The organism is Kocuria sp. HSID16901 (assembly GCF_003989425.1).
GTDB classification, from domain to species: domain Bacteria; phylum Actinomycetota; class Actinomycetes; order Actinomycetales; family Micrococcaceae; genus Rothia; species Rothia massiliensis.
Window position 1 is genome coordinate 217,838 of sequence record NZ_RBLM01000003.1, and the last position, 25,243, is coordinate 243,080.

Genomic DNA, 25,243 nt, shown 5'->3' on the forward strand with positions numbered 1-25,243 from the left:
TCGTGAATTAAACGACGACGTCGGCCCCGGAGATTGTTTCCGGGGCCGACGTCGTGCTTCGAGTGGTTATTTAAGCCGTACGTTGCCTCTTGGAGGAAATGACCCCGGTGTTGAAGCCGGCCAGATGTAGGCCGCCGTGGAATCTGGCGTGCTCGATTTTGATGCACTGATCCATGACCACGTTGAGTCCACCTTTTTCGGCGATGGCCGCGGCCTCCTCGTTCCAGGAGCCCAGTTGTAGCCAGAGGGTCTTGGCGCCGATGGCGACGGCTTCCTTGGCCACGCCGGGGAGGTCTTCGTGGCGGCGGAACACGTCGACGACGTCGGGAATCTCCGGTAAGTCCTCGAGCGAGGCGTAGACCCTCTGACCCAATACCTCCTTGCCTTTGGCGGCGAGGATGGGATTCACGAAATACACCCGGTACCCGGAACTCGAGAGCAGATACGTCGAGACGAAATACGACGCCCGAGCGGGCTTGTCGGACATGCCGACGATGGCCACGGATTCCGTGTGGTGCAAGATGTTGAGTCGTTCGGGGGCGGTGGGGCCGCGCCAGGTGCGTTCGGAGTGCTGTGATGGTGTCACCGGTTTTCCTCCTGATGAATTGCGGAATCACGGGTCAGGCCGGTGGCCGCTGTGAGAGCCTGATCCAGGTCCCAGAGGATGTCCTCCGGGTCTTCCAGTCCGACGGAAATGCGGATGAGGTCCGCCCCGACCCCACCGGCATCGAGCTGTTCCTGGGTGAGCTGTTGGTGAGTCGTCGAGGCGGGGTGAAGCACGAGCGTGCGGGCGTCGCCGATATTGGCAAGGTGGCTGGCGAGCTGAAGATTCTCGATGAACCGCCCTCCCACTGCGCGACCGTCTAGGCCGTTGGCCTCGGCCACGCCGAAGCTAAACACGGAGCCGACGCCTAGCGGCAAGTATTTCTGCGCCCGCTCGTGATGGGGATGACCCGGCAAGCCTGCGTAATGGACGTATGAGATGCGTGGATCTTCGTCGAGCCACGCGGCGACCTCGCGCGCATTGGCCAAGTGCGCATCCATGCGCTGGGGGAGGGTCTCGAGGCCCTGGATGAGCGAAAACGCCGACTGCGGTGCCAGAGAAGGCCCAATATCGCGCAGCTGCTCGGAACGTAATTTGGTGAGGAAGCCGTATTCGCCGAAGTTGCCCCACCATGAAACGCCGTTATAGGAGGGCACCGGTTCTGTCATCGAGGGGAAATTTCCGTTGCCCCAGTCGAAGGTCCCGGCCTCGACCACCACACCACCGAGGGTCGTGCCATGGCCGCCAATAAATTTGGTGGCCGAGTGAATCACAATGTCGGCCCCGTGCTCGAAAGGGCGGATGAGGTACGGCGTCGAGATGGTGGCGTCCACGATCAGGGGGATCCCTGCGTCATGGGCCACCTTGGCCAGCCCCTCGAGGTCTGCGACCTGACACGCCGGATTGGAGACCGCTTCGGTGTAGATCGCCTTGGTGTTGTCTCGGAGGGCTTCCTTGTATGCGGCTGGTTCCATGGAGTCGACGAACGTGGTCTCGACGCCAAACCGCCTCAGCGTGACGTCGAGCTGGGTCACTGTTCCACCGTAGAGCTGAGATGAGGACACGATGTGGTCCCCGGCCTGGGTTAATGCCGCGAAGGTGACGAATTCGGCGGCCATGCCCGAGGCCGTGGCGACGGCGCCAATGCCGCCTTCCAGGGAGGCGACTCGCTCTTCGAAAGCGGCCACGGTGGGATTGCCGAGCCGGGAGTAGATGTTGCCGTACTTCTGGAGGGCGAAGAGGTTGGCGGCGTCGTCGGAATCCTTGAAGACGAAGGACGTGGACTGGTAGATCGGCACGGCGCGAGCCCCGTGTTCGGCATCTGGGGTGCCGCCGGCGTGCAATGCGCGAGTGCGGAAACCAAAACTGTGCTCTGCCATGTGCATCCTTTGCGGTGTATCGGTGCCGTCTGCGACGAGTTTGGTGCCATCCTCCGCGCCCCGCATGAGTCGATGCAACTATTGCGATTGTGTCAGCATGCGGCCGAATGTGACGTTCGGCCGGAGTGGTCCAAAAACCTTGTGCCGTATGGGAAGCCTGCGGGCCGCCGCCGACTAGTTCAAATGCAGTACCTGCAAAAAGTTGGCAAAAATAAGCAGGCTGATTATCGTTGAACGGGAGTCTGTGTTCACAGTCTCCGTTGAATCACATCACTAGGAACACCATGAGCGAATTTCTCCGCCAGCGGTGGGAGCAGATCCTCTTCTCCAGCTGGCAGCACATGAGCCTCGTGGTGCAGTGTTTGGTCCTTGCAACGGTGGTCGCCATCGTTCTTGCCGCACTGTGCTATCGAAGCCGGGCGTTGACCTCCGTGGCCAACAATGTCTCGGCCGTCGGGCTCACCATCCCCTCTTTCGCGCTGATCGGCTTGCTCATCGTTCCCCTGGGGTTCGGAGTGCTTCCGGCCGTTGTCGTCGTGACCTTCTTTGCGATCCTGCCGATCCTGCGTAACGCAGTGGTCGGACTCGCAGGCGTGGATCAGGCCACCATTGAGGCGGCACGGGGCATCGGCATGAGTCGAACCAAGACCTTCTTTCGGGTCGAGTTGCCCCTCGCCTGGCCCGTGATTCTCGCGGGAATGCGCGTGTCAGCGCAGATGACTATGGGCATCGCGGCCGTGGCAGCCTATGCCCTTGGTCCCGGTCTCGGCGGATACATCTTCTCGGGACTTTCCCGCCTCGGCGGCGCGAATTCCCTCGAGTCCGTTGTGACGGGCGTCGTCGCCGTCATCATCCTCGCCCTCATCCTCGACGTGGTTCTGATCCTCGTCGGCCGACTGACCACCTCAAGGGGTATCCGTGTCTGAGAACATCCATAGCAATACCGGCTCCTCCCACGCGGCCGGCAGCGACGCCCACACCGCCACCCAAGAACCGACCGCATCCGGGGCCGGTACGGGTCAAGGCGCCAAGGGAGCGTCGATCCTCATCGAGAACGTCACCAAGCGGTACGGCGCGGGCAAGAAGCCGGCCGTCGACCAGCTGACCCTCGAAATTCCGGCGGGACAAACCATCATGTTTGTGGGCCCCTCCGGTTGTGGCAAGACGACCACCCTCAAGATGATCAACCGACTCATCGAACCCACCGAAGGACGGCTCATCCTCGGCGGTAAAGACGTCACCAAGATCAACGGAGATAAGCTGCGCCGCACCATTGGCTACGTGATCCAGGCCGGTGGTTTGTTGCCGCACCTGACGGTCGCCGCCAATATCGGCCTGGTGCCGAAGATGTTGGGTTGGAGCAAAAAGCGCATCGCCGAGCGCGTCGAGGAGCTTTTGGACTTGGTGTCCTTGGACCCCGCGACCTACCGCGACCGCTACCCCCGGGAACTCTCCGGCGGACAGCAGCAGCGCGTTGGCGTGGCTCGTGCGCTCGCGGCGGATCCGCCCGTTCTCCTGATGGACGAACCCTTCGGCGCCGTGGACCCGATCACGCGTCAGCGGCTCCAAGACGAGCTCATCAACATCCAGAATGAGCTGCAAAAGACGATTGTGTGCGTGACTCACGACTTCGACGAGGCAGTGAAGCTGGGGGACTGGATTGCCGTCTTCGACGAAGGCGCGCAAATTGTTCAGTACGACACCCCCGAACGAATCCTCGCGAACCCCGCCAACGACTTCGTCGCCAACTTCATCGGCTCGGGTGCCGGCCTCAAGCAGCTCGGCTTGGCCCGTGTGGGCGAGGTCGACCTGATTCCCGGCGTTCTCGGCCGCCCCGGACAGGACGCGCAGGAGTTGCTGCGCCACGTCGACATGGCGGGGCTGAACAGCGCCGTCATTCTTGATGAGCGCGAACGCCCGATGCAGTGGCCTTCTAAGGATGATCTGGGCCGCATGACCACGGTTCCCCACGAGGTTAATCCGGATTTGCCGCTCGTGAGCACCCGTTCAACCCTCAACGACGCCCTCGACACGATGCTCGTGGCAAGTACGGGCGAAGCGATCGTGGAGGGTCCTCGCGGACGTTACGAAGGCATCATCACCGTCGAAACCGTCATGAATGCGATTACCGAGCTGCGCTCTCACAAGCCGGGGGAGTACACCCCGGTCGGCAACAACACTGGTGAAATTCCTGTCTCTGAGGTCTCCGGTGCGGATCAGGGATCCTCGGAGGAAACCTCGGCGGCCGCAACGGAGCCGTGGAACGACGGCGGTGAGCGTTCATGAGCCAATCCGCGGAAACGAGCGCCCTCGATACGGGCAAGCGCCCTTGGATCGGGCTCGTTATTCAACCGGTCGTCATTATTCTTGCTTTGCTGGCGATCGTTGTGTGGCTCTCGAATGCCAATTTGTCCGACACGGAGCGAGTCACCCTCGCGCCTAAGGACCTCCTGGACATGACGTTTCAGCACCTGGGACTGACCGTTGCCGCGGCCGTCGTCGTGCTGATCTTGGCCATCCCGGTCGGCGTGATCCTCACCCGCAAGTCACTGCGGTGGCTAGGCACGCCGGTCATGGCCATCGCCAACCTCGGTCAGGCGGCCCCGCCCGTCGGGCTGGTGGTGCTCTTTGCCTTTTGGCTGGGCTTCGGCTTTCAGGCCTCCGTGCTCGCGCTGATTCTGTACGCGTTCCTGCCCGTCCTGAAGAACACGATGGTGGGCCTGGATGCCGTGGATCCTCGGGTGGTCGAGGCCGCCAAGGGCATGGGAATGTCCACGATGAGCGTGTTGATGCGCGTCGAGCTTCCACTGGCTCTGCCGATCATGCTCGCCGGCATTCGCACGGCCCTCGTCCTGCTGGTCGGCACGGCCACGCTGGCGACGTTCGTGGATGGCGGTGGCCTCGGCCTGCTGATCACCACCGGCGTGAACCTGTCCTTGAACAGTGTGCTCATCACCGGATCGCTGCTCGTGGCGTTGCTGGCTTTGTCTGTGGACTGGATCGCTCGCGTGTTCGAGCAAGTCGCCCGACCGAAGGGACTCTAATCATGTTCGGAACCAAGAAAATGAAGGTCGCGGCGCTCGGCGTCGTCGGCCTGGTGGCCCTGAGTGGCTGTGGACTTCAGCCGGCAACTTCGACCGTCCCTAATATTGAAAGCGGTGCGATCAAGCCGATCGATGGGGTCAATGACGAAAAGATCACCGTCACGTCCAAGAATTTCACGGAGCAACTCGTGCTCGGCAAAATCGCCGTCATCACGGCAGACGCCGCAGGATTCGACGTCACGGATATGTCCAATGTGCCGGGCTCGCAACCATCTCGAAACCTGATGCTGACCGGTCAGTCCCAAATCGGGTGGGAATACACGGGAACGGCATGGCTGACCTACATGGGCGAGGACAAAGCGATCCCGGATTCTCAGCAACAGTGGGAAGCCGTGAAAGAAAGGGACGCCAAGAACAACCTCACGTGGGGAAAGCCTGCTCCGTTGAATAACACCTACGCGTTTGCCGTGCGGGAGGACTTCGCGAAGAAGTACAACGTGAAGAGCCTGGACGACATCGGCAAGGTTCCGGTGGATCAGCGAACCATGTGCGTTGAATCGGAATTCAATTCTCGAAGTGACGGGTTGAACCCGATGCTCGAGAAGTATGGCCTCAAAAGGGGAGCGCCAGACGGGGTTCCCAATAACAACATTTCCGTGATGGATACCGGAACCGTGTACGCGGCGACCGCTAAGGGCGACTGCAACTTTGGCGAGGTGTTCACGACGGATGGCCGCATCCCGGCGCTGAATCTCAAGGTTCTCCAGGATGACAAGGAATTCTTCCCGAAGTACAACGCCTCCCCGGTGTTTAATACGGATCTGGTGAAGAAGCACCCCGAATTGGAAGACCGGTTCCAAGAGGTCGCCAAGTTGCTGGATGACAAAACGATGCAGCAGCTGAACTACCAGGTCGATGTCGAGGGTAAGGACCCCGGCGACGTCGCCCTGGATTGGATGGACCAACAAGGCTTGGTCAAGAAGAAATAACGGATCGGAATCTGTGATGAAGCGGCACGGGCCATGAGGCCCGTGCCGCTTCGATGATTCAATAGATCCGGCGTAATTATTGCCTGATCTAGTCTTCTCTGGTCGAAGATATTCCTATTTTTACACCAAGTATCACTGCTAGCACGGCAATGATGCCGATTGCTGGTCCGCTTTCTTTTATGGTTGCTGGTGTTTGAATGAGTGCAATGAACCCGAGGGTGTAAATTGAATATTCGGTAGCGCTTGGTAATAAATTTGATTTCTTCCGCATGCGTGTTACCTATGAAAAGCAAGAGTTCTTTATTTGGTTGATACCCATGATTTCTCCAAATAGCCCGAATGATGCTGCCGTTGCAGCATGCCATTGTGCAGCCTTACCGTGTTTGGCGTGGTAGGCTCGCCAGATAATTTGGATTGCCCGTTGAATGCTCCCAAATTTTCTGATTAATTTATAAGCAATTCTCGCACTGGCGCCCCATGGGACGAGATGCACGCCAACGGCGGCCACGCATACGGTCCGACCCCATACCCCCCCTGGGGGTCTGCCAGGATTGGATACTGTGTGTTCTCCGTGGGGAGAATTCTTTGCCTGGGGATGTTTCCCTCTATCTCAAACGGAGTCTGAACGCTTTGCCCGGCCGCATCTATAGCCCACGGGATCTTGTACAGTGCTACAACAGTTCCAGTTTGGCTCTCGAGGCTTGCCGATCCATCTTCGTGAAGCTTCAGGGAGGTGTCTGGGGACGTGTTGACCTGGAAATCGTATGTCATCGGCGAATCTGCCGAAGGAATGTGGATGAGGGTTTGCATGCCGTCTTCGGTGTTGAAGGTTGACAGTGTCGCATCGTCAAGTGACGTGCTGGATATTGGAGGGCCGCTTGCTTCGATGGGAGCGGACGGTAGGGCATTGGACGGGTCTACGTGATGGTGGGTTACCGTTCCGGGGCTCTGGAACGAACCCACAGAGTCGGACCAGTATGCTTCGTTCAATGGTGTGGTTCCCGAAACTGCAAGTAATTCGTCTCATGCTCGGTCGATTTTGGTATCCGCCTCAAATGTAGCCGCGTTTGCTGCCATGGGTGGGGTCAGCGAAAAGATCATTGCCGTCAAAAGTGAAGTGGTGACGGTCATTGGTTGGATCTTCATTGGTCCTCCCGGGTTCTCAAAACTATGGCATCAAAGTATTCCGAGAGGCTCGTGGGATCAATGGATTTTTCAATAATCTCCGGTTGCTACGCATCGCTATTAATTTATATTGGACTTGATGAGGTTAAACGGAAAATAGTCCAATTGTGAAACAGTTCGTCACGCTTCAGGTAGAGCCCACCGGCTAGGAGGCCTGTCGACGGAGTAACTCTGTCAATGCCGCGACTCCCTCGGCCTGTTCGTGCCAACCCGTGCGGATGAGCGCCTTGCTCACCGCTTGCGGCGACACCCCCAGGGCTTCGGCAATCGCGCCGTGTTGGCCTCGGACCCCGGGAACTACGAGGTCCACAACGCGCCACTCGGCTTCGCTGCGAGTTCCCACGAGCCGGGCGATGAGGCGCGCGAGCCCGGTCGCGGCGTCGGCAAGGGCCGGGTCGGGGCCGTCCACGGCGATGTTCTTGAACGTCGCGTTGCCTTGCCCGGGGTGCGGCGTGCATCGCTCCATCGCGGCACGGGCGTAGGAGAGGGCGATGTCGGGCGCATCGGCGGTCGCTTCCGGGCACGCTCCCAGTCCGACGGCGCTTCCCGGCGTGCGGAGTCCCCAGAGTGCGGCGTCGAGAACGTGCTGCGGGTCGGCAAAACTGGCCCCGATCTTCTCGGATCCGCGAGCGGACACACTGCCGCCCGTGGTCTCGGCGGCGAGTGGAAGCGAGGCGAACCGTTCACCGAGGCTCGCTGCGTGGGTCGAGGCGATGAAGAGCGCGTACATAATCGATCATTATGCCTGGATGGCCGGCCCGCGGCGGGAAACGACGCCGCTCACCAATTTCCGGGCTAGCTCGTGGCGTTCCGTACGGAATCGCGCAAGGCGTCGAAATGGGAACTGAGCAACTGCGACGCGAGTTCTTTTTCTCCGGCCAAGACGGCGTCGAGAATTTGGTGATGAACCTGCGCGTTATGGCGTGCCACGGGCGTGGAGTGTTCCACGCTTTCCCGGATCTTGTCGTATACCGACCAGAAGACTTCGAGGAGGCGCATGAGTAGGTCGTTGGAGAGTGGGCCGAAGAGCAGTCGATGAAATTCGTGGTCTAGTTCAGCGCTCTTGGCGCCGTCGTGGGTGGCTTGTTCCATCCCTTCCACGCACTGGACCAGAGCCTGGCGGTCCGCCTCAGACATGGCGTCGATGGCGGGGCCGATGAGGGCGGATTCCAGAGCCTGACGCACTTCGATGACGTCCAGGGCCTCATGGCCTTCCCGCTGGAGGGACATGCGGGCGTGAAATTCCAGCCCGAGAGCCAAAGCCCGGAGATTCTTGTGGCCCACGAACATGCCGTAACCGTGGCGCACCTCGACGATCCCGAGGGACTGCAGAACCTTGAGGGATTCCCGCACGGTATTGCGGCCGACGCCCAGCTCCTCGACGAGCTCGTATTCCGTGGGCATCGGGTCGCCCGGGGCAAGGCCGCGATCCAGGATGATCGACATGATGTCCTGCTGAAGTTCGCGCATTCGTTCGGCGGCACCCGATCGCGGCTTCGTGGCTCTCTTCTCGCTGTTCACAAAATCCCCTGTACGACTGGTTTTCTCCTGGAACTCATTGTGCCCGGAGAGGTGGCAACCCCTCGATCCCCCCGATCGCAGGAGTGATCTTGACAACATCGTGAGGTCTTACTACATTGAAGCATCAAACATAGGACATCCTACATCCGACGTGGCGGAGGACCACATGAAAAATGAGTTTTCGACGATGAGGTCGACGACTCCTCATCGCTTTTCGCGGCGAGGATTCCTCAAGACCGCAGGCGGCCTGAGTGCTGCCCTCGCCTTTTCCGCTAGCCTTTCGGCCTGTTCGGCGGACGCAGCAACTTCGGGACGCCGCCGCATCGAGGCCGGTATTTCGTACACGTTGTCCACGGGGTTCGACCCCATGGTCACGAGTGGCGCCACCCCGATGGCGGCCAATCTGCATCTATTCGAAGGTCTCGTTGATCTTCACCCGGCCACGAGGAAGCCCTACGCGGCCTTGGCGACGGAGATGCCGCAACGGGTGGACGCGACAACCTACGACATCCAACTTCGCGAGGGCGCGCGCTTCCACGACGGCTCCCCGGTGACCCCGGACGACGTCGTCTTCTCCTTCGAGAGGGTCCTGAACCCCGAGAACGGATCCGCGGCGCTGTCCTTCGTGTCTTTCATCGACCGCGTGGAACCGCAGGGGTCTCACGGCGTGCGATTCCATCTCAAGTACGGATTCACCTTGTTCAACGAGCGGCTCTCGGCGGTCAAGATCGTGCCGCGAGCCGTCGTCGAGAAAGATCCCAAGGCGTTCGACGCGCGCCCTGTGGGCTCCGGCCCGTACTCCTTTGTTCGTGCGCTCAAAGACAACCGCATCGACTTCCAGAAATTCGAGGACTACAACGGGCCGTACCCAGCGACCGTCGATGAGATGACCTGGTTCTTGCTATCCGATGCCGCCGCGCGGGTCACCGCCCAGGACTCCGATCGTGTGCAGGCCATCGAGGACGTCCCCTACCTGGATACTCGCTGGCTGAAAGATCGCTCGGACCTGGAACAGGTGCCGTCATTCGGCATGCTGTTCATCATGTTTAACCTGCAGAAGCCACCCTTTGACAATGTTCTCGTGCGCCAAGCTCTGCACTATGGGCTAGACACGGAGCGAGTGATTCAGCGTGGTCTCCTGGGCAACGGAGCCGCGGCGACGTCGTACATGCACCGCGAACATCCGGACTACATGCCGGCCGGAACGGTGTACGAGTACAACCCCCAGAAAGCTGCCGATCTGCTCTCCCAGGCGGGCGTGGATTCTCTGAAATTCACGGTTTTCTCGACCGACACGGCGTGGGTCAAGGACGTCATGCCCGTGATCCTCGAATCCTGGAATTCCCTTCCCGGTGTTTCCGTGGACCTCAAGGCTCTGCAATCCGGAGCTTTGTACGCGCAGAATGTGGACACCGGCGAATACGGGGTGTGCGTCGCGCCCGGAGACCCTTCCGTCTTCGGTAACGACCTCGACCTTCTGCTCTCCTGGTGGTTCCGGGGGAAAACCTGGGCCGACAAGCGATTCCACTGGGCCGGAACCCCCGAACACACCCAAACCCTGCAACTCATGGATCGTGCGGTCCGCACCGAAAACCACGACGAAGCGAAGAAATACTGGGGCCAGGCCATCAACATCATCGCCGATCAGGTCCCGCTCTATCCGATTTTTCATCGCAAGCTCCCGACGGCGTGGCACGGCAACGAGCTCAAAGGCTTCCAGCCGCTCCCCACCACCGGTCTCTCATTTCTGGGAGTTGAGCGAGCATGACTTTCCGTTCCGGCACGCCCACGATCCAAGGAGGATGACCCGTGGGGAATTTTCTGAGACTTCTAGGGCGTCGACTCATCGCCCTGCCCTTCATGATCCTGGGCATCACGCTCCTGGTGTTCATCGTCTTGCAACTCGCACCGGGAGATCAAGCCATCACCGCGCTGGGCGAGAACTCGACCCCCGAAGCGCGCGATGCTTACCGGCAAGAGCACGGACTCAACGACCCGCTCGTGGTCCAGTACTTCTCTTTCCTCGGTCGCCTGGTCACCTTGAATTTCGGGTCGACGACGCCGCCCGAGTCTCCGATCTCGACGATGATCGCCGGGGCTTTCCCCGTCACCCTGCAACTGACGTTCTGGGGTGTGCTGATCGCAGCCGTCGCGTCGTTGGTGCTGGGAGTCGTGGCTGCGCTGTGGCGCGATCGCTGGCCCGATCAGGTGATTCGCGTGGTTTCGATTGCCGCAGTGGCGACACCGTCCTTCTGGCTCGGCATTCTGCTGATCCAGTGGTTCGCGGTCGGGTGGAAGATTCTTCCCTCGGGCGGATACACCTCCTTCTTCGAGAGTCCCGGACAGTACGCGAGCTCGATGCTCATGCCCGCCGTGGCGCTCGCCGTCCCGGTGTGCGCCTCGCTGATCCGTGTGGTGCGAACCTCGATGGTCGAGGAACTGGACAAGGACTACGTCCGAACCGCGATCGGTAACGGCGTTCCGCGAAGCGAGGTGTTGCGAACCAACGTGCTCCGCAACGCCCTCGTCACCCCGATTACGGTTCTTGGCCTGCGCATCGGTTACCTGCTCGGTGGTGCCGTGGTCATCGAAATGATCTTCTCGATGCCGGGCATGGGTCAGCTGATCCTGAACGGCATTACCAATAAGGACGTCAACTTGGTGCAGGGCGTCGTCGTCACCATCGCCGTGACGTTCGTACTGGTCAACATCGTCGTCGACCTGCTCTACCTGCTCATCAACCCGCGCATTAGGACGGTGTGACCATGAGATTCCGACTCGCAGACCGCCTTTCCCAACCGGGAATTCGATTCCGCCGGATGCCTTGGGGTTCCAAGGTTGCGTCCGTCTTCCTCATACTCGTGGTCCTCGCGGCGATTTTCGCACCGCTGATCGCGCCCTACGACCCCTTGGCCACGGGATCTGGCATGCCGGCCGCCCCGAGCCTTCAACACCCCTTCGGCACCGACCGGCTCAACCGGGACATCCTGTCTCGCCTGCTCTACGGTGCCCGAGGATCGCTGATGATCGGCATCGGATCGGTCCTCTTGGCCTTGGTTCTCGGAGGCATCCTGGGCTCGATTGCCGCGACCGGACGTCGCTGGGTCAACGAAACCACGATGCGGGTCATGGACGTCATCATGGCGTTCCCCGGCATCGCCCTGGCAGCGATGTTGCTCTCGACGTTGGGTAACTCGGTTCCCGTGATCATCGTGGCCATCGCGATTATCTACACCCCACAGCTCGCTCGAGTGGTGCGCGCCAACGTTCTGACCCAGTGGAACGAAGACTACGTGCGGGCCGAACGCATCATCGGTGCACGGCGCACGTTCATTCTGCTCAAGCACGTCGTGCGCAACTGCGCGGCGCCGGTGCTCGTGTTCGCGACCGTGATGGTGGCCGACGCCATCATTTTCGAGGCCTCGCTGTCCTTCCTCGGCGCCGGTATTCAAGATCCCGAGCCGAGCTGGGGCAACGTGATCTCCTACGGTCGCAATGTGGTTCTGGCGGGGGCCTGGTGGGCCACGACCTTCGCGGGTATCACCATCTTGCTGACCGTCTTGGCGCTCAACGTCCTCTCGGAGGGTATGACCGACGCGATGGCCAACCCCAAGTTGCGGACGCGTCCGGTCAGCTCGGAAGACAGCACCGTACCGTCCTCTGACGCGCACCCCTCCACCGAGGCCTTGCAAACTCAAGAACGTGCCGATATTCCGACGTCGAATATCCAGACGGTGAGCCCCGGGGCCCAGAGTCTCCTCGATGAACAGCTCGCGAAACTTGCGCGCGTCGAAAAGACTCGGACCGACCGATTCCGTCCGGATCTCGAGGCGAGCCCGTTGCTCGAGGTGAAAAACCTGAGCATCGCTTTCCCCGACCGATACGGAGACACCGAAGTCGTCAGCGACGTCAGTTTCTCGGTCGCACCCGGCGAAACCATGGGCTTGGTGGGGGAGTCAGGTTCCGGCAAGTCCATCACCTCCTTGGCGATCATGGGCCTCCAAGCCCCGAATGCGCGCGTGACGGGATCGATCCTGTTCAACGGTAGGGAACTCGTGCCGAGCACGCCGGGACGCCGTGCCCTGGATCAAACCTTCGACGGCCTGCGCGGCGAGCAGATCGCGATGGTCTACCAGGACGCGCTCTCCTCTCTTAACCCGTCCATGTTGATCAAGGATCAACTGCGTCAGCTGACACGGCGTGGTGGGCGGACTTCACCTTCAGAGCTGCTCAGTATGGTCAACCTCGACCCGGAACGAACCCTCGCGAGCTATCCGCACGAACTGTCCGGAGGCCAGCGTCAACGAGTCCTCATCGCGATGGCCCTGTCCCGTTCGCCCAAGCTCGTGGTGGCCGATGAGCCAACGACGGCGCTCGACGTCACGGTCCAGCGCCAGGTCGTGGATCTCCTGCTGGACCTGCAGCAGAAACTGGGATTCGCGATGATCTTCGTCAGCCACGATCTTGCCCTGGTCGGTTCGCTGTCGCACAGGGTGACGGTGATGTACGCCGGTCAGGTCGTGGAAACCGGGACCTCCTCGGACGTCCTCTCGGACCCGCGCCACGAATACACTCGTGGTCTGCTCGGAGCGGTGCTGTCCATTGAGTCCTCGGCCGAGAGGCTGTACCAGATCCCCGGGACCGTCCCGAGTCCCACGGAGTTCGCTTCGGGAGACCGATTCGCTCCGCGCTCGCAGTCCCCGGAGGCGAATCCGCTCGCGCCCTTGCGACTCGAGCAGGTGGGCGACCAGGACCATTACTGGGCCACGAACGCGCCGACGTCGGGCGAAGCCCGGGTACACATTGTTCAAGGAGATCCATCATGAGCATCGCGGCATCGACCACGGAAACACCCGTCCTGGAACTGAAGGATTTGCAGGTTCACTTCACGACGCGGATCGGCACGCTGTTTCGGCGCAAGGTCGTGAAGGCGGTCGACGGGATTTCCCTCGAGATTCGGCGGGGGCGCACCGTCGGCGTCGTCGGCGAATCCGGTTCCGGAAAGACCACCCTGGCCAACGTGATAGTGGGTTTGCAGGAACCGACCGGGGGCGAACTGCTTTATCGCGGTCGGCCGGTGGGGAACAGGTCCGCGGACCGCAAGGAATTCGGCAAGTCGATCACCATGATCTTCCAGAATGCCTCCACCGCGCTGAACCCGAGGATGACGACGCACGACATCATCCGCGATCCGATGGACGTTCACTCGATGGGATCCACAGTGGATCGTTCACGGCGCGTCAGTGAGCTGCTCGACCTGGTGGGGCTTCCGGCATCGGCGGCGGAGGCGGTCCCGGCCCAGCTCTCGGGCGGTCAGCGGCAACGCGTCGCGATCGCCCGGGCGCTCTCTTTGAATCCCGAAGTGATCGTGGCCGATGAGCCTACGAGCGCCCTCGACGTCTCAGTTCGCGCGCAGGTGCTGAATCTCTTGATCGACCTCAAAGACGAGCTGAACCTGGGCATGGTCTTCATCTCCCACGACATTCAGACCGTCCGCCACATCTCCGACGACATACTGGTGATGACCGGTGGCCAGGCCGTGGAGCAAGGACCGGCGGATCGGGTCTTGACCGACCCCTCCACCGATTACACGCGCTCGCTCCTCGGCGCTGCGCCGAGCCTCTTACGAGGTATGTAGCCAAGGGGCCCGAATCGGCCCTCAACCCCACTTTTCACGCGGTGCCCTCGTTGCCGCACCCCCACAACAAGGAGAAATATTCCATTGTCTGCACAGCCCGCATTCCACGGCGTCATCCCCCCGGTCATCACGCCCCGCACCGCGAACGGCGAGATTGACCGTGAAGGCCTGCAACGGGTGATTCGTCACCTGCTGGACGGCGGCGTCCACGGATTGTTCATGTTGGGTTCGTCCGCCGAGACGCCGTACATGAGCAATGAGGAGCGACGCCAGGTCGTCGAGCTCACGGCCGAGTTCGTGGATGGTTCGGTCCCGGTGATCGTCGGTGCGAACGATCAGACCGCCGTGCGCGTGGCCGACGAGGCCCGGCGCATGACGGATTCCGGCGCAGATGCCGTGGTAGTTTCGAGCCCGTACTACGTCATCACCGACCGCCACGAAATCCTCGATCACTTCCGGTGCGTGCGCGAAGCCGTGAACGTTCCGGTCTTCGCCTATAACGTGCCGGTGCGAACTCACATCCCGCTGACCGTCGACCTTCTGGCTGAATTGGCGCGCGAAGGCACCATCGTGGGCGTGAAGGACTCCTCCAACGACGACGTCTCCTTCCGCCAACTTCGTCTCGCGACCCGTGAGCTGCCGGAGTTTTCCTTGTTCACCGGCCATGAGGTCGTGTGCGATGGCGCGATGCTCTCCGGCGCGGACGGGTTGGTTCCGGGGCTCGGCAATGTCGATCCCGCCGGGTACGTTCGGTTGTACGAGGCGGCCCGAGCCGGAGATTGGGAGGCCGCACGTCGAGAGCAAGACCGCCTGGCCGATCTGTTCACGATCGTGACCTGCGCCGATCCCACCAAGATCTCTGGTGGCGCGGCCGGCCTCGGGGCGTTCAAGTCAGCTCTCGTGGAGCTTGGCGTGATGGAATCGAACACGATGTCCCGCCCCATGGTGTCCCTCGACGACCACGCCGCGGCATCGATTCGACGAATCTTGGAAAGGAACGGACTTCTATGACTCGAGCTGCGGTCGCTCTCGACCTGGGCGGAACCAAAACCGCCGGTGCCCTCGTGACCTCCACGGGGGAGGTGATCGCCCGGGCCGAGGAGCCGACGCCGGCCAAGGACGGCCCTGACGCGGTCCTCGATGCCGTGGCCTCGGTCGCCAGACAGCTCGTGGGCCAGGCCGTCGATCGTGGGATCGACGTGCGGCCCATCCTGGGCATCGGATCTGCCGGCGTCATCAATCCGCACACCGGGTGCGTCGTTTCGGCGACGCCGCATATTCCCGGTTGGACCGGCACACACCTCGCGGAACGTCTGACCGAGCGTTTGGCGGATATCCCAGGTCGGCCGATCCACACGGTGCGGCCGATTAACGACGTGCACGCTCATGCCCTCGGTGAAGACATGTTCCGGAGGAACTCCGGACAAGATTCCGAAGGCACCACCGTATTGGTGGCCTTCGGGACCGGCGTGGGCGGCGCCGTGCTGATCGACGGGAAACCGCAAGTGGGTAAGCACTTCGTGGCCGGGCACGTCGGCATGATGCCGGTTCCATATCACCCCGAGATGGACCTGTTTGTGCCCACGGCCGTGGATCCCGAGCACCTCATCCTGGAAGATGCGTGCGCCGGAGCTTCGTTTCCCGGGGTTTATCGCACGGCCGGTGGCACCCGCGACGTCGCGACCACCCGGGACCTGTTTGCCGTGGCCGAGAGCGACCCGGTGGCACAAAAGGTGATTCGGGTGTCTGCGGAGATCGCGGGGTCTTTCCTGGCGGGCCTGGCCAATGCGCTCGACCCCGACCGTTTGGTGCTCTCGGGGGGTCTCGCAACCGCTGGCCCGCTCTGGTGGGAACCCATGCTCCGCACGTATCGGCACGTCCGCATTTCCGGTATCGAAACACTTCCCGAACCCGTGTCTTCGGGAGGGTCCGCCGCATTGCTGGGCGCCGCTTCTCTGGCCTGGGCGGACGAGAACCCGGCCGACCCTCAGAGCTGACCACGAGAACGGGCGGTGAAAGGCCCGAACCTGCGAAAGGAATATCCCATGCTTCTCACCGACCGCGAGCTGGAGGCCCTCCGGGGCAAACTCATCGTCTCGGCCCAAGCCTATCCGGGCGAGGCGATGAGAGACCCCCGCACCATGGCGCAGGTGTCGCAGGCCGCCGTCGTCGGCGGCGCGGCGGCGGTCAGGGTGCAGGGAATTGCCGATATCCAGTTTGCTCGCTCAGCCGTGGAAGTCCCCGTAATTGGCCTTTTCAAAGACGGCCACGAGGGAGTTTTCATCACCCCGACGCTGCATCACGCCCTCGCGGTGGCTCAGGCCGGTGCCCACATCGTGGCCCTGGATGGAACCCGCCGGCCTCGGCCCGACGGTCGCTCGCTCCGGGAAACCATCACGGCCCTGCATGAGAGCACCGGGGCCCGCGTCATGGCGGATTGTGGGTCACTCGACGACGCGATCGCGGCCGTCGACGCCGGTGCCGACCTCGTGGGGACGACGCTCGCCGGGTACACCGGAGAACGTCCCGTGAGCAACGGGCCCGACCTGGAACTCATTCGCGCCATCGCCGAGGCGGGACTAGGCCGCATGCTCGTGGCCGAAGGGCGCATTCATACGCCGGATCAAGCGGCGGAAGCGATGCGGGCTGGTGCGGACGCCGTCGTGGTGGGGACCGCGATCACGCATCCGTCGAGCATTACCTCGTGGTTCGTGGAGGCCCTGAACTAGGGCGCACCGCGTGGGCACGTGCCCGGTGCTCCTCGCCATGGCGGTGGGGGCACCGGGCTGTGCCGTTGGACGGTGCGGCTAGCGTTGCCAGTCGGGACGGTTGTCCCGGACGAAGTCGTAATACTCCCTCTGCGTCAATTGAGAGGCCGCGGCTTCGTCCACCACGATGATCGCCCGACGGTGCCATTGAAGGGCCGTGGCGGGACAGAACGCTCCGGCGGGTCCCTCGACCATGGCCTGGACCGCGGAGGCCTTATCTTCGCCGGTCGCCACGAGAAGTGCGATCCTGGCATCCAGGATGGTGCCAATTCCTTGCGTGATGCAGTGCGTGGGGACCCGGGAGAGGTCGCCGCCGAAGAAGCGCGCATTATCGCTGCGCGTCTTGGGAGTGAGGGTCTTGACGCGGGTGCGGCCTGCGAGCGAGGAACTGGGTTCGTTGAAGCCGATGTGGCCATTCGCCCCGATGCCGAGTAGCTGAATGTCGACGCCACCGGCGGTTGCGATGGCGCGCTCGTACTCCTCACACGCCGCGGGGATGTCGTCAGCGTGGCCGCGGGGAACATGGACCCGCTCCGGATTCATGCCGAGGCGTTCGGTGACGTCGCGGCGGATAACCTCCGCGTAGCTTTGGGGGTGACCCTCCGGTAAGCCGACGTATTCGTCGAGTGCGAAGGCGCTGGCCTGGGAAAAATCCAAGCCCTGTTGGGCCATGCGCTCGAGGGCCTCATACGTCGGAACGGGGCTGGACCCTGTGGCCACACCCAAGACGGCGTTCGGTTTAGCGTCGAGAACTTTCGCGATGCGACCGGCCGCGAATTCGCCGACATGTTTCGGGGTGGGAGCAACGATGATTTCCATACCTCCAGCATATCCCTCATCCTCACTAGAGGTACGTACCAATCTCGATATTTTTGGGTGGGAGTGTATCTTTGGTTCGTACCACTATGGGAGGACGGTTCGAATGGTCGAGAAGTCTGGCGATGCCGCGTCGCGGTCCAAATATCGCGAACTCGCGGCGACGCTCCGGCGTGATGTCCTGACCGGTCTCGCTTTTCACGAGGCCATTCCCACCGAGCGGGAGCTCCAGAAAACGTACGGCGTGAGCCGAGCAACGGTACGCCGGGCCATCGCCCAGCTGGTGGATGAGGGCATGCTGTACGTGGTTCACGGCTCGGGAACCTATGTGGCCGATCCGGAACTGATCCGTAAAGATGTGCGGCTCACCTCCTTTTCTCAGGACATGGTGCAGCGTGGTCACGTCCCGGACAGCATGCCGTTGGGCTGCACCTCGCGACCTGCCGGTCAGCGGTTGGCCGAGTTGCTTAGGGTCGCGGCGGATTCACCAGTCGTTCGTTTGCACCGGCTTCGTTTGGCCGACGGTGAGCCGATGGCTCTGGAATTCGCGGACGTCCCACTGGATGCGTTGGGCGGGCGGCTTCCCGATCCTCACGCATCTCTGGACCGTCATCTGAGCGAGTGCGGGCATCGAGCCGAATCGGCGCATCAGTCGATCCGCGCGGTGAACCTGACCCCAGAGGAGGCGGGTCATCTTCGGGAACCCGTGGGTGCGGCGGCCCTCTGCGTGGAGCGGCTCGCATTTGATGCCCGAGGGGGCCCCGTGGAACACACCGAGACCACCTACCGAGCCGACCGATACGGTTTTGACCTGACCGTGATCCGTACACCGAAGGATTCCGTTTCATGACGACGCTTTTGCATTCCGCCCGGCCCACGCGTTCTCTGCATACCCATCACGCATTCGCCCACCTTCCCGAAGCGTCGCTCGCTCAAGGACGCCACAGCGTGTGGGTGCTGTTCGACGAGGTGGGGTTCCCGCTCAAAGCAGGACTCGACGAGACGTACACCTCCGCGATCGACCCGGTAACGGTGGATGAATGGACCGACGGTTCTGGCCTGATGATGGTCCCACCATTCACGGATATTCACTGTCATGGCGGAGGTGGGCATGCCTACGAGGACGCGGACGGAATGCGGCAGTTATTGGAGACCCACAGACGTCACGGGACAGGCCGAACCGTCGCCTCCCTCGTGGCCAATCCAATCGAGCAGTTGGAAGCTTCCTGCCGACGGATTGCCCGAGCGATCGAGTCGGGCCGCGACATACCCGAGGGCATCCGTTTGGAGGGAATTCACGCGGAAGGACCGTGGATTTCCCCGGCGCACAAGGGCGCGCACAATGCCGATTACCTGCATCAAGCCTCGATCGACGAGGCGCGACGTCTCGTGGAGGCATCCGATGGATACCTCCGTCAGGTCACGCTCGCACCCGAGATGGACCCCGGACTTGCCGTGACGCGCTACCTTGCGGACCAGGGAGTGCGTGTGGCCGTGGGGCATACCGACGCCGACTATCCGACATCGCGCGCGGCCTTCGACGCCGGTGCATCGATCCTGACCCACGCATTCAACGCGATGAACGGGATTCATCACCGTCAACCCGGTCCCGTGGTGGCGGCGATGGAATCCCCGCACGTGTATTTGGAGGTCATCGCAGACGGGGTGCACGTGGCACCTGAAGTGATTGCGATGCTGTTCCGGGCGGCACCTGGTCGGGTCGTCCTCATTACCGATGCGATGTCCGCCACCGGGCAACCCGACGGCGACTACCGGCTCGGTAGCCTGGGCGTTCGGGTCGACGCCGGCGTGGCACGCCTCGTGACCGATGACGGCTCCCAGGGTGCGATTGCCGGTTCCACGCTGACGCTGGATCAGGCGGTGCGCACGGCCGTAGCCGCGGGAGTCTCACCCGACGAAGCGCTGGAGGCAGCAACCAGCAGGCCCGCCCAGGCGCTCGGTCTCGCCACCTGGGGCGAGGGCCTGCCGCTTCAGCTCGTGGACGAGGAATTCTCTCCCGTGCGAGACCTCACTCCCAGAACATCGTCTCGACGTCTACGCCCCTGATCATGAGCTCTTCCAGGAGCACGTGGCGGCTCTCGATGGGGAGCGCCACGGAACCGATGGTGTCGTCGGGCCCCAGGTAAGAGGTCAGCTGGTCGAATCCCACCCGGAATCGACCCAGGGTTCGGCACAGGTCGGTGATGTCCCGGAGGTCTTCTTCCGAGGCGAAGACCCAGTAAGAATCCTCCTCGGTCAACTGGAACAGACCCACAGGGTATCCGCGGCCGTCGGAGGCACTGCGGCGTCGTATCCACCCGCCGTCGCTACCTGGTCCGAGCGCAGGCGCTATGGGGTCGAAGAACCACGACTGCGCGCGGTACAACCAGTCGGGTATATGGGGAGCGTAGGCAACGGCGCCGTCTTCTTCGGGCCATTCGGTCTGCTGGAAGATCGCGGATTCGATGGCGTTCCAAAACGTGGTCTCGTCACCTTCGATCCCGACGCTGTTGATGTCTTCGGGTTCGGGATCGGGGTCGAAATCTTCTGGGTCCTGGGTGATGCGGTCCCAATAGGTGGTTCGGGTGGCCAGATCCGCGGTGAGCAGATAGGTCTCGATGGGTTTCAGAAACGACGGGTCACCCAAGACCACGGTTTGTTCCTCAAAATGAAAAATATAAGGAGTCCGTGCCCTGTAGCTGGGTGTGATGTTCACCGTCCACTCCTCTTCTGGCCTTCTCTTTTGGTCTCCATCATTATTCACGGGTCGCACCTCCGTTGTCCTGCTTGCTCCCTGAGAGCGGAAGTTCATGCCACGCACGGGCGTCCCGGCGAAGTCCTGTGAAGCCTCCCAGGATCGCCAGTGATTCCGGCGTGACGGGCCAAAAATTCGTCAGCTGTGGTGAGCTGACGACGACGGCGGCCCACTGCCCACGTGAGACCGCGACATTGATTCGATGTGGTGACAAGAGGAAGTCCATCCCCCGAGGCACCTCGTCCGCGGACGACGCCGCCATGGACACGATCACGATGGGTGCCTCTTGCCCCTGGAAACGATCCACTGTTCCGACGCGAGGGCCCTTCGCTTCGCCGTCACCAAGACCCGCCTCGGCCAAGACCTCAGCAATGAGTTCGACCTGAGCGTTATATGAGGCCACGACGAGGATGTCTTCAGCCTCGAGCGGGCGAGGAGTTGCATCGGCGCCTGGGGTCCACTGGAGTCCGATCAGCTGCCGCGCGACCTCGGCGATCACGCGGGCCTCCTCAGGGGACGAGGTCGCGTTGCCGTGATGGTCGACATCGAGTCGATACACACCGGGTCCTATACCCTCGAGGCGCCGGGTGGCCGCGGCGGACGCCGAGTGCAATCGGCCCTGATAAGACAGCTTGGACACCGGCTCACACAATTCGGGGTGCATGCGCCACGACGCGTCCAGAAAATAGCCGTATTCGGGCGGCAAGGTGCGTTCTCCGGCGGAGAGCCATCCGAGCGCGGATTCGTCCACCGGGTACGGATGGCTTCCCTGCGTCACCTGCGGCAATTGCTGTGGGTCTCCCAACAGGAGCATGTTTCGCGACGACCGAGATACCGCGAGCATATTGGCCAAGGAATACTGGCCAGCCTCGTCGACCACGAGGAGATCGAGCGAACCCGGCGCGAAGCGATCCTGATGGGAAAAGTCCCAAGCAGTACCGCCGTAAATGCGGCCTTCGGGCGGTCCACCCGTGGTCTCGGTGGCTTCGGCGAAAAAGTCGGGGAGCTCCTTCGGGGAAATTTCACGCCAGGGCACCGCCGGACGATCCGCGGCGTCGGTACCCCGGGATCGCTTGGCCTTGGCGATGGCATCGCCCGGTACACCGCCATTGGTGATGCACCCGCGCAACAGATTTTCGACGACCGCGTGCGACTGCGCCACGACACCGATCCGCCACCCTTGACGCACGAGCCGGCCGATCACATGTGAGCCCACAAAGGACTTTCCGGTGCCCGGAGGGCCTTGAACGGCGACGTAGGAGTCGTCCAGACGCGTGACGGCGGAGTGGATAGCGTCAGCCATGGGCAATGAGCCGTCGCCGAGGCCCGGTTCCCCGACCTGAGGCAAGGGGCCGCCACCGCGGAGTCGTGGACGGCGTCGGGCGAGAATGTCCAGACCAGCGCCGAGGGGCAACTCGGGGAGGGAAGCGTCTACCTCTTCCGCCAGGGCTGCCAGAGATTCTTCTTGCGCGACAGTACGAATCGGCGCAGGAGGCGTGATGGCCATGGGGACCTGGTCGAAAGGTTCGGAATCTTGCGGCCGTGACTCGGTGAGGTGGATTCGGAATTGGCCGGGCGTCTGAGTGGGTTCGATCTCCTCGAGCGTTAGGCGAGCCGCGCTCGCTCGAGTGACCACGGAACCGCCATGCTCCGGGGCCGAAGGTGAATTGCCGGCGTCGTCGCGGAGATACGGCGGAAGGGGAAAGGCGTACATCCCAAAGAGCCCGGACTCTCCGGGGCGGAGCGAGGATCCTTCCGGAACGCGTACCGTTCCCTCGAGCACGCGCTTTTCCACCCTCGCCCGGGCGGACGCCTTGTGCCAGTCTTCCGCCACGGCTAACCGCTCGACGACGGCGACATCTCGTTGGTCCTCCCAATCCGAGACCGGGGCACTGAGCCGGTCGAAATGGGTCCACCAGAATTGCTTGCGTTCGCGGCGGTGATACCCCGTCGCGCTCGCGACCATGGCGACTGCTCTCACCACGGCGCGGTGCTCTTCCGGGTCCAAACCGGTTACGTCCGGTGATGCGGTTTCCACGAAGTGCCCGAGGGACTCCTCCACGGGGGAAGCCGAGGCGTCTTCCGCGAGGATGTCTTGGTCGACGGTCTGCCTTGTCGGAGTAGGGGCCGAGCGTTCCGCCTCGGCGGACCGGGAAGCGAGGGAGAGGAGCCAGTCCCTGAGCCGCAGTGTGGACAGGCAATCGTACTCGTTGTAATCCCCGATGGCGGCGAGGATTCCGTGAGCATCTTCATCGCGGCCGGCGTCCCGGGCGGCACAGAATTCGGAATATGCCACCACCGACGCCGCGGCGTTGGTGACGTCGCCAGCGCGGAGATTTTCCCCCATATAGAGCGGTTCGAGCTTCTTGATCGAATAGGAACCCTCCGAAATCCGTAGTGCCTCGCGGACTGGTTCGTACAGATCGACGAGAACCTCGTGGCGCAGGAGATCGTCGACGTCTTCCTCACCGACGCCATGCCGTGCCGCGAGATCGCGGAGCGCACGCTTCTCATAGTTGGCGTAGTGGTAGATCTTCATGTCCGGGTAGCGTTCGCGACGGTCACGAACGTAGGCGAGGAAATCGATCAGGGCTTGCTTTTCCTCGGCCCGGGAGTGTGCCCAAAACGGGACAAACCGGGGAGTCTCGGCTGGGTCTTCTGGGGTCTCGACGAGGCCGAAAAGGTACTCGATGCCCCAAGAAGAATCTTCTGGATCCTGCCACAGGGGGTCTCCTTCGAAGTCGAAGAAGATGTCCCCTGGGTTGGCCCGCGGAATCCGGGTTAACGCGGCGGCATGGGAGACCACGTACGAGACCGTATGCTCGACGCCGTCGTTAGCGGTGTAGGTCACCGAGTTGTCGGGAACGGCCAGCCCCGCTTGCATTGCCGCTTGGTCGCGGGCCTTGCGCACGGACGATGGTAAGGATGGGTCGTCCAGTTGTGCGAGATCGTGGACCGTTCGCACACCGTAGCGTTCCCGAAGTTTCGCGCGACGCGTCCGAGACATTCCCGCCACGAGCAGGACATCCTCGTGCGCCTCGATTTCGGCCGCACAATGTGGACACGAGCCGCATCGGGGAATGGAATCATCCCACCAATCCAGTGGTTCGGAGGCCGCCCTGCGCTGCCGGGTGAGTTCCTCGAAGCGCTCGCGCCGCTCCAGATAGACAGCCATGAACTCGGTGACCGGGAAGGTTGCCTGTTCGCGATTGCCGAGGATCAGCGAGACCTCCGGGGAAACCGGAATTCCCGCCGCGCTGAGTTGATCCGCGTATGCCGCGAGCTGGAGCAGCGCCGTCACCTTGGCGTGCCGAGCCAGTTTGGTGTCGAAGACGCGATAGCTGCCATCCGGTTCGCGCACCAGGAAGTCGGACCGTCCGTGGAAACGACCGTCAAAGAAGGACGCCTGAAAAACGACGTCGGCACCGGAGCGAAGGGCCGCCAAAGATTCGAGGTGCTTGGCTTCGAGGGTTGCCCAATCCATCTTCTGTGCGGGTTCAATCTCATAGACGCCGCGCCCGGTTGCCGGATCAAATCGACCGTACCGTTCGACCATTTCTGCGAGAACGGCGGCTTCGTGCTCGTCACCGAGTTTGGAGGTTCGCTCGAGCATGGGGTCTTCAGGGACCTCATGCCGCGGGATTTTGCCGATCTTCTCGTCCAGCAGATGCAACGTAGCCCAGGTGCATTCCGCGGCGCGGACGAGATCCGATGCCGAGTACACAAGGGTTTTCGAAGAATCCTCTGACTCGTGAGCCGGGGCGTCGACGAAGAACACAGCCACCTCCTGGGTTGCCACCCGGTCCGGTACCGGGTGTTGACCCCAGGTTACGGGCGGCGACCGACAAGTTAAGCGTTGTCTGCGGATTCGAAGTTGACGGATCGGTCGGGAGAGAGCTGTAGATGCATGGACAACTGGTACCGATCCGAGCGGTAGGTCGAAATGGAGTATTCCAAGGGAACCGGCGCGCCGTCCTGTACCGAGAACGTGTGGCGGATGAAGCGCAACACGGGGGAGGCTTCGGCAATATCCAAAACCTGCGCCAACTCAGATTCCGCCGATGTTGCCTCCACTGTCTGGTGCGCCGAGCGGACCGGAAAATCCGTGGTGGACAAGTGTCCGTAGAGGGACTTCGTGAGGTCCTGCGCGAGGAGGAATTCGGTCAGGTCCGGACGCATCCATGATTCATCCACGCTGACCGGCGCATCATTGGCCGAGCGGAGACGCTTGATGCACAGTGTCGGTTGATTCGCGCCGAGCCCAAAGAACTCCGAAACCTCGGACGGGGGAGTGAGAGGCTCGGCCACCAGAATCTGGGTGGAGGGCTGTAAACCGGCGAGGCCCATATCTTCGGTGAACGACGCCAGGTGGAGATCCGACCGGACTCTGCCGTGAGAGACGAAGGTGCCCTTGCCGTGGATGCGGACCAGCACGCCCTCGGCCACGAGATCTGCGACTGCGCGCCGCACCGTGATCCGAGAAACGCCGAAATGCTTCTCGAGCTGACGTTCCCCGGGAAGCGAAGCCCCCGGGGACAGCTCGGTGAGGGCGTATCGGCGCAGCGCGGTCCGAACTTTTTCGTGTTTATGAACCATGAACGAGG

22 protein-coding genes are annotated in these 25,243 nt (G+C 62.3%); 13 read left to right on the forward strand and 9 right to left on the reverse strand.

The window, feature by feature from the left end:
• Positions 1-70 precede the first annotated feature (70 nt).
• Positions 71-586 (reverse strand): CoA-binding protein, encoded by a 516-nt coding sequence (locus D8M21_RS06100; RefSeq protein WP_048681944.1) that lies wholly within the window; start codon positions 584-586, stop codon positions 71-73.
• Positions 583-1,923 (reverse strand): O-acetylhomoserine aminocarboxypropyltransferase/cysteine synthase family protein, encoded by a 1,341-nt coding sequence (locus D8M21_RS06105; protein ID WP_048681942.1) that lies wholly within the window; start codon positions 1,921-1,923, stop codon positions 583-585. Before D8M21_RS06105 ends, D8M21_RS06100 begins: the two co-directional genes overlap by 4 nt.
• A 284-nt stretch (positions 1,924-2,207) precedes the next feature.
• Between D8M21_RS06105 and D8M21_RS06110 the strand changes: the two genes are divergently transcribed.
• The 4 genes from D8M21_RS06110 (at position 2,208) to D8M21_RS06125 (ending at position 5,956) form a co-directional block, all read left to right on the forward strand.
• Positions 2,208-2,849, forward strand: coding sequence for an ABC transporter permease (locus tag D8M21_RS06110; RefSeq protein ID WP_048681938.1), 642 nt, complete (start codon positions 2,208-2,210; stop codon positions 2,847-2,849).
• 115 nt (positions 2,850-2,964) lie between these two features.
• Positions 2,965-4,209 (forward strand): ABC transporter ATP-binding protein, encoded by a 1,245-nt coding sequence (locus D8M21_RS06115; RefSeq protein ID WP_048682506.1) that lies wholly within the window; start codon positions 2,965-2,967, stop codon positions 4,207-4,209.
• A complete protein-coding gene (locus D8M21_RS06120) occupies positions 4,206-4,967 on the forward strand; it encodes an ABC transporter permease (RefSeq protein WP_048681936.1) in 762 nt (253 codons plus the stop codon). Before D8M21_RS06115 ends, D8M21_RS06120 begins: the two co-directional genes overlap by 4 nt.
• Positions 4,968-4,969: 2 nt before the next feature.
• Complete coding sequence (locus D8M21_RS06125; protein ID WP_048681934.1) at positions 4,970-5,956, forward strand: glycine betaine ABC transporter substrate-binding protein; 987 nt, start codon at positions 4,970-4,972, stop codon at positions 5,954-5,956.
• Between the two features lie 88 nt (positions 5,957-6,044).
• On the opposite strand, the gene D8M21_RS06130 is transcribed toward D8M21_RS06125, so the two are convergent.
• From D8M21_RS06130 to D8M21_RS06140, 3 genes are all read right to left on the reverse strand, one after another.
• The gene (locus tag D8M21_RS06130) at positions 6,045-6,227 is read right to left on the reverse strand and encodes a hypothetical protein (RefSeq protein WP_126855722.1); all 183 of its coding nucleotides are present in this window, start codon (positions 6,225-6,227) and stop codon (positions 6,045-6,047) included.
• A 1,059-nt stretch (positions 6,228-7,286) separates the two neighbouring features.
• Entirely contained in the window at positions 7,287-7,871 is a 585-nt protein-coding gene (locus D8M21_RS06135) for a hypothetical protein (protein WP_053090001.1), read from the reverse strand.
• Between the two features lie 65 nt (positions 7,872-7,936).
• Positions 7,937-8,662 (reverse strand): FadR/GntR family transcriptional regulator, encoded by a 726-nt coding sequence (locus D8M21_RS06140; RefSeq protein ID WP_238651087.1) that lies wholly within the window; start codon positions 8,660-8,662, stop codon positions 7,937-7,939.
• Positions 8,663-8,828: 166 nt separating this feature from the next.
• Between D8M21_RS06140 and D8M21_RS06145 the strand changes: the two genes are divergently transcribed.
• From D8M21_RS06145 to D8M21_RS06175, 7 genes are all read left to right on the forward strand, one after another.
• Positions 8,829-10,430 carry an ABC transporter substrate-binding protein gene (locus D8M21_RS06145; RefSeq protein ID WP_202975607.1) on the forward strand — a complete coding sequence of 534 codons (1,602 nt, stop codon included), beginning with the start codon at positions 8,829-8,831 and terminating at the stop codon, positions 10,428-10,430.
• A 41-nt stretch (positions 10,431-10,471) separates the two neighbouring features.
• Positions 10,472-11,425 (forward strand): ABC transporter permease, encoded by a 954-nt coding sequence (locus D8M21_RS06150; RefSeq protein ID WP_126855723.1) that lies wholly within the window; start codon positions 10,472-10,474, stop codon positions 11,423-11,425.
• 2 nt (positions 11,426-11,427) lie between these two features.
• Positions 11,428-13,488 (forward strand): dipeptide/oligopeptide/nickel ABC transporter permease/ATP-binding protein, encoded by a 2,061-nt coding sequence (locus D8M21_RS06155; RefSeq protein WP_048681928.1) that lies wholly within the window; start codon positions 11,428-11,430, stop codon positions 13,486-13,488.
• Positions 13,485-14,300 carry an ATP-binding cassette domain-containing protein gene (locus D8M21_RS06160; RefSeq protein WP_048681925.1) on the forward strand — a complete coding sequence of 272 codons (816 nt, stop codon included), beginning with the start codon at positions 13,485-13,487 and terminating at the stop codon, positions 14,298-14,300. The genes D8M21_RS06155 and D8M21_RS06160 overlap by 4 nt, the downstream gene beginning before the upstream one ends.
• An 84-nt stretch (positions 14,301-14,384) precedes the next feature.
• Positions 14,385-15,311 carry a dihydrodipicolinate synthase family protein gene (locus D8M21_RS06165; protein ID WP_048681922.1) on the forward strand — a complete coding sequence of 309 codons (927 nt, stop codon included), beginning with the start codon at positions 14,385-14,387 and terminating at the stop codon, positions 15,309-15,311.
• Positions 15,308-16,297 carry an ROK family protein gene (locus D8M21_RS06170; protein ID WP_048681920.1) on the forward strand — a complete coding sequence of 330 codons (990 nt, stop codon included), beginning with the start codon at positions 15,308-15,310 and terminating at the stop codon, positions 16,295-16,297. The genes D8M21_RS06165 and D8M21_RS06170 overlap by 4 nt, the downstream gene beginning before the upstream one ends.
• A 48-nt stretch (positions 16,298-16,345) precedes the next feature.
• Positions 16,346-17,029, forward strand: a complete 684-nt coding sequence (locus D8M21_RS06175; protein ID WP_048682492.1) for an N-acetylmannosamine-6-phosphate 2-epimerase — start codon at positions 16,346-16,348, stop codon at positions 17,027-17,029.
• Between the two features lie 78 nt (positions 17,030-17,107).
• On the opposite strand, the gene nagB is transcribed toward D8M21_RS06175, so the two are convergent.
• Entirely contained in the window at positions 17,108-17,887 is a 780-nt protein-coding gene (gene nagB, locus D8M21_RS06180; protein ID WP_048681918.1) for a glucosamine-6-phosphate deaminase, read from the reverse strand.
• Between the two features lie 103 nt (positions 17,888-17,990).
• Between nagB and D8M21_RS06185 the strand changes: the two genes are divergently transcribed.
• The gene (locus tag D8M21_RS06185; RefSeq protein WP_048681916.1) at positions 17,991-18,734 is read left to right on the forward strand and encodes a GntR family transcriptional regulator; all 744 of its coding nucleotides are present in this window, start codon (positions 17,991-17,993) and stop codon (positions 18,732-18,734) included.
• Positions 18,731-19,951, forward strand: a complete 1,221-nt coding sequence (locus D8M21_RS06190) for an N-acetylglucosamine-6-phosphate deacetylase (protein ID WP_053090000.1) — start codon at positions 18,731-18,733, stop codon at positions 19,949-19,951. The genes D8M21_RS06185 and D8M21_RS06190 overlap by 4 nt, the downstream gene beginning before the upstream one ends.
• Here D8M21_RS06190 and D8M21_RS06195 read toward each other — a convergent pair.
• The 3 genes from D8M21_RS06195 to D8M21_RS06205 all read right to left on the reverse strand — a co-directional run bounded on the left by D8M21_RS06195 (position 19,914) and on the right by D8M21_RS06205 (position 25,235).
• Positions 19,914-20,600: a hypothetical protein gene (locus tag D8M21_RS06195; RefSeq protein ID WP_048681914.1), complete on the reverse strand. Its 687-nt coding sequence runs from the start codon at positions 20,598-20,600 to the stop codon at positions 19,914-19,916. The genes D8M21_RS06190 and D8M21_RS06195 overlap by 38 nt on opposite strands.
• Positions 20,601-20,640: 40 nt before the next feature.
• Entirely contained in the window at positions 20,641-24,417 is a 3,777-nt protein-coding gene (locus D8M21_RS06200; RefSeq protein WP_065424295.1) for a TM0106 family RecB-like putative nuclease, read from the reverse strand.
• A 71-nt stretch (positions 24,418-24,488) separates the two neighbouring features.
• Positions 24,489-25,235, reverse strand: coding sequence for a GntR family transcriptional regulator (locus D8M21_RS06205; protein WP_048681911.1), 747 nt, complete (start codon positions 25,233-25,235; stop codon positions 24,489-24,491).
• Positions 25,236-25,243 lie beyond the last annotated feature (8 nt).

Bases quoted from the DNA above. Each gene is read 5' to 3' on its own strand.
- D8M21_RS06105 (WP_048681942.1), bottom strand. From the start codon at position 1,923: ATGGCAGAGCACAGTTTTGGTTTCCGCACTCGCGCATTGCACGCCGGC.
- D8M21_RS06110 (WP_048681938.1), top strand. From the start codon at position 2,208: ATGAGCGAATTTCTCCGCCAGCGGTGGGAGCAGATCCTCTTCTCCAGC.
- D8M21_RS06120 (WP_048681936.1), top strand. From the start codon at position 4,206: ATGAGCCAATCCGCGGAAACGAGCGCCCTCGATACGGGCAAGCGCCCT.
- D8M21_RS06125 (WP_048681934.1), top strand. From the start codon at position 4,970: ATGTTCGGAACCAAGAAAATGAAGGTCGCGGCGCTCGGCGTCGTCGGC.
- D8M21_RS06130 (WP_126855722.1), bottom strand. From the start codon at position 6,227: ATGCGGAAGAAATCAAATTTATTACCAAGCGCTACCGAATATTCAATT.
- D8M21_RS06135 (WP_053090001.1), bottom strand. From the start codon at position 7,871: ATGTACGCGCTCTTCATCGCCTCGACCCACGCAGCGAGCCTCGGTGAA.
- D8M21_RS06145 (WP_202975607.1), top strand. From the start codon at position 8,829: ATGAAAAATGAGTTTTCGACGATGAGGTCGACGACTCCTCATCGCTTT.
- D8M21_RS06155 (WP_048681928.1), top strand. From the start codon at position 11,428: ATGAGATTCCGACTCGCAGACCGCCTTTCCCAACCGGGAATTCGATTC.
- D8M21_RS06160 (WP_048681925.1), top strand. From the start codon at position 13,485: ATGAGCATCGCGGCATCGACCACGGAAACACCCGTCCTGGAACTGAAG.
- D8M21_RS06170 (WP_048681920.1), top strand. From the start codon at position 15,308: ATGACTCGAGCTGCGGTCGCTCTCGACCTGGGCGGAACCAAAACCGCC.
- D8M21_RS06175 (WP_048682492.1), top strand. From the start codon at position 16,346: ATGCTTCTCACCGACCGCGAGCTGGAGGCCCTCCGGGGCAAACTCATC.
- nagB (WP_048681918.1), bottom strand. From the start codon at position 17,887: ATGGAAATCATCGTTGCTCCCACCCCGAAACATGTCGGCGAATTCGCG.
- D8M21_RS06185 (WP_048681916.1), top strand. From the start codon at position 17,991: ATGGTCGAGAAGTCTGGCGATGCCGCGTCGCGGTCCAAATATCGCGAA.
- D8M21_RS06190 (WP_053090000.1), top strand. From the start codon at position 18,731: ATGACGACGCTTTTGCATTCCGCCCGGCCCACGCGTTCTCTGCATACC.
- D8M21_RS06205 (WP_048681911.1), bottom strand. From the start codon at position 25,235: ATGGTTCATAAACACGAAAAAGTTCGGACCGCGCTGCGCCGATACGCC.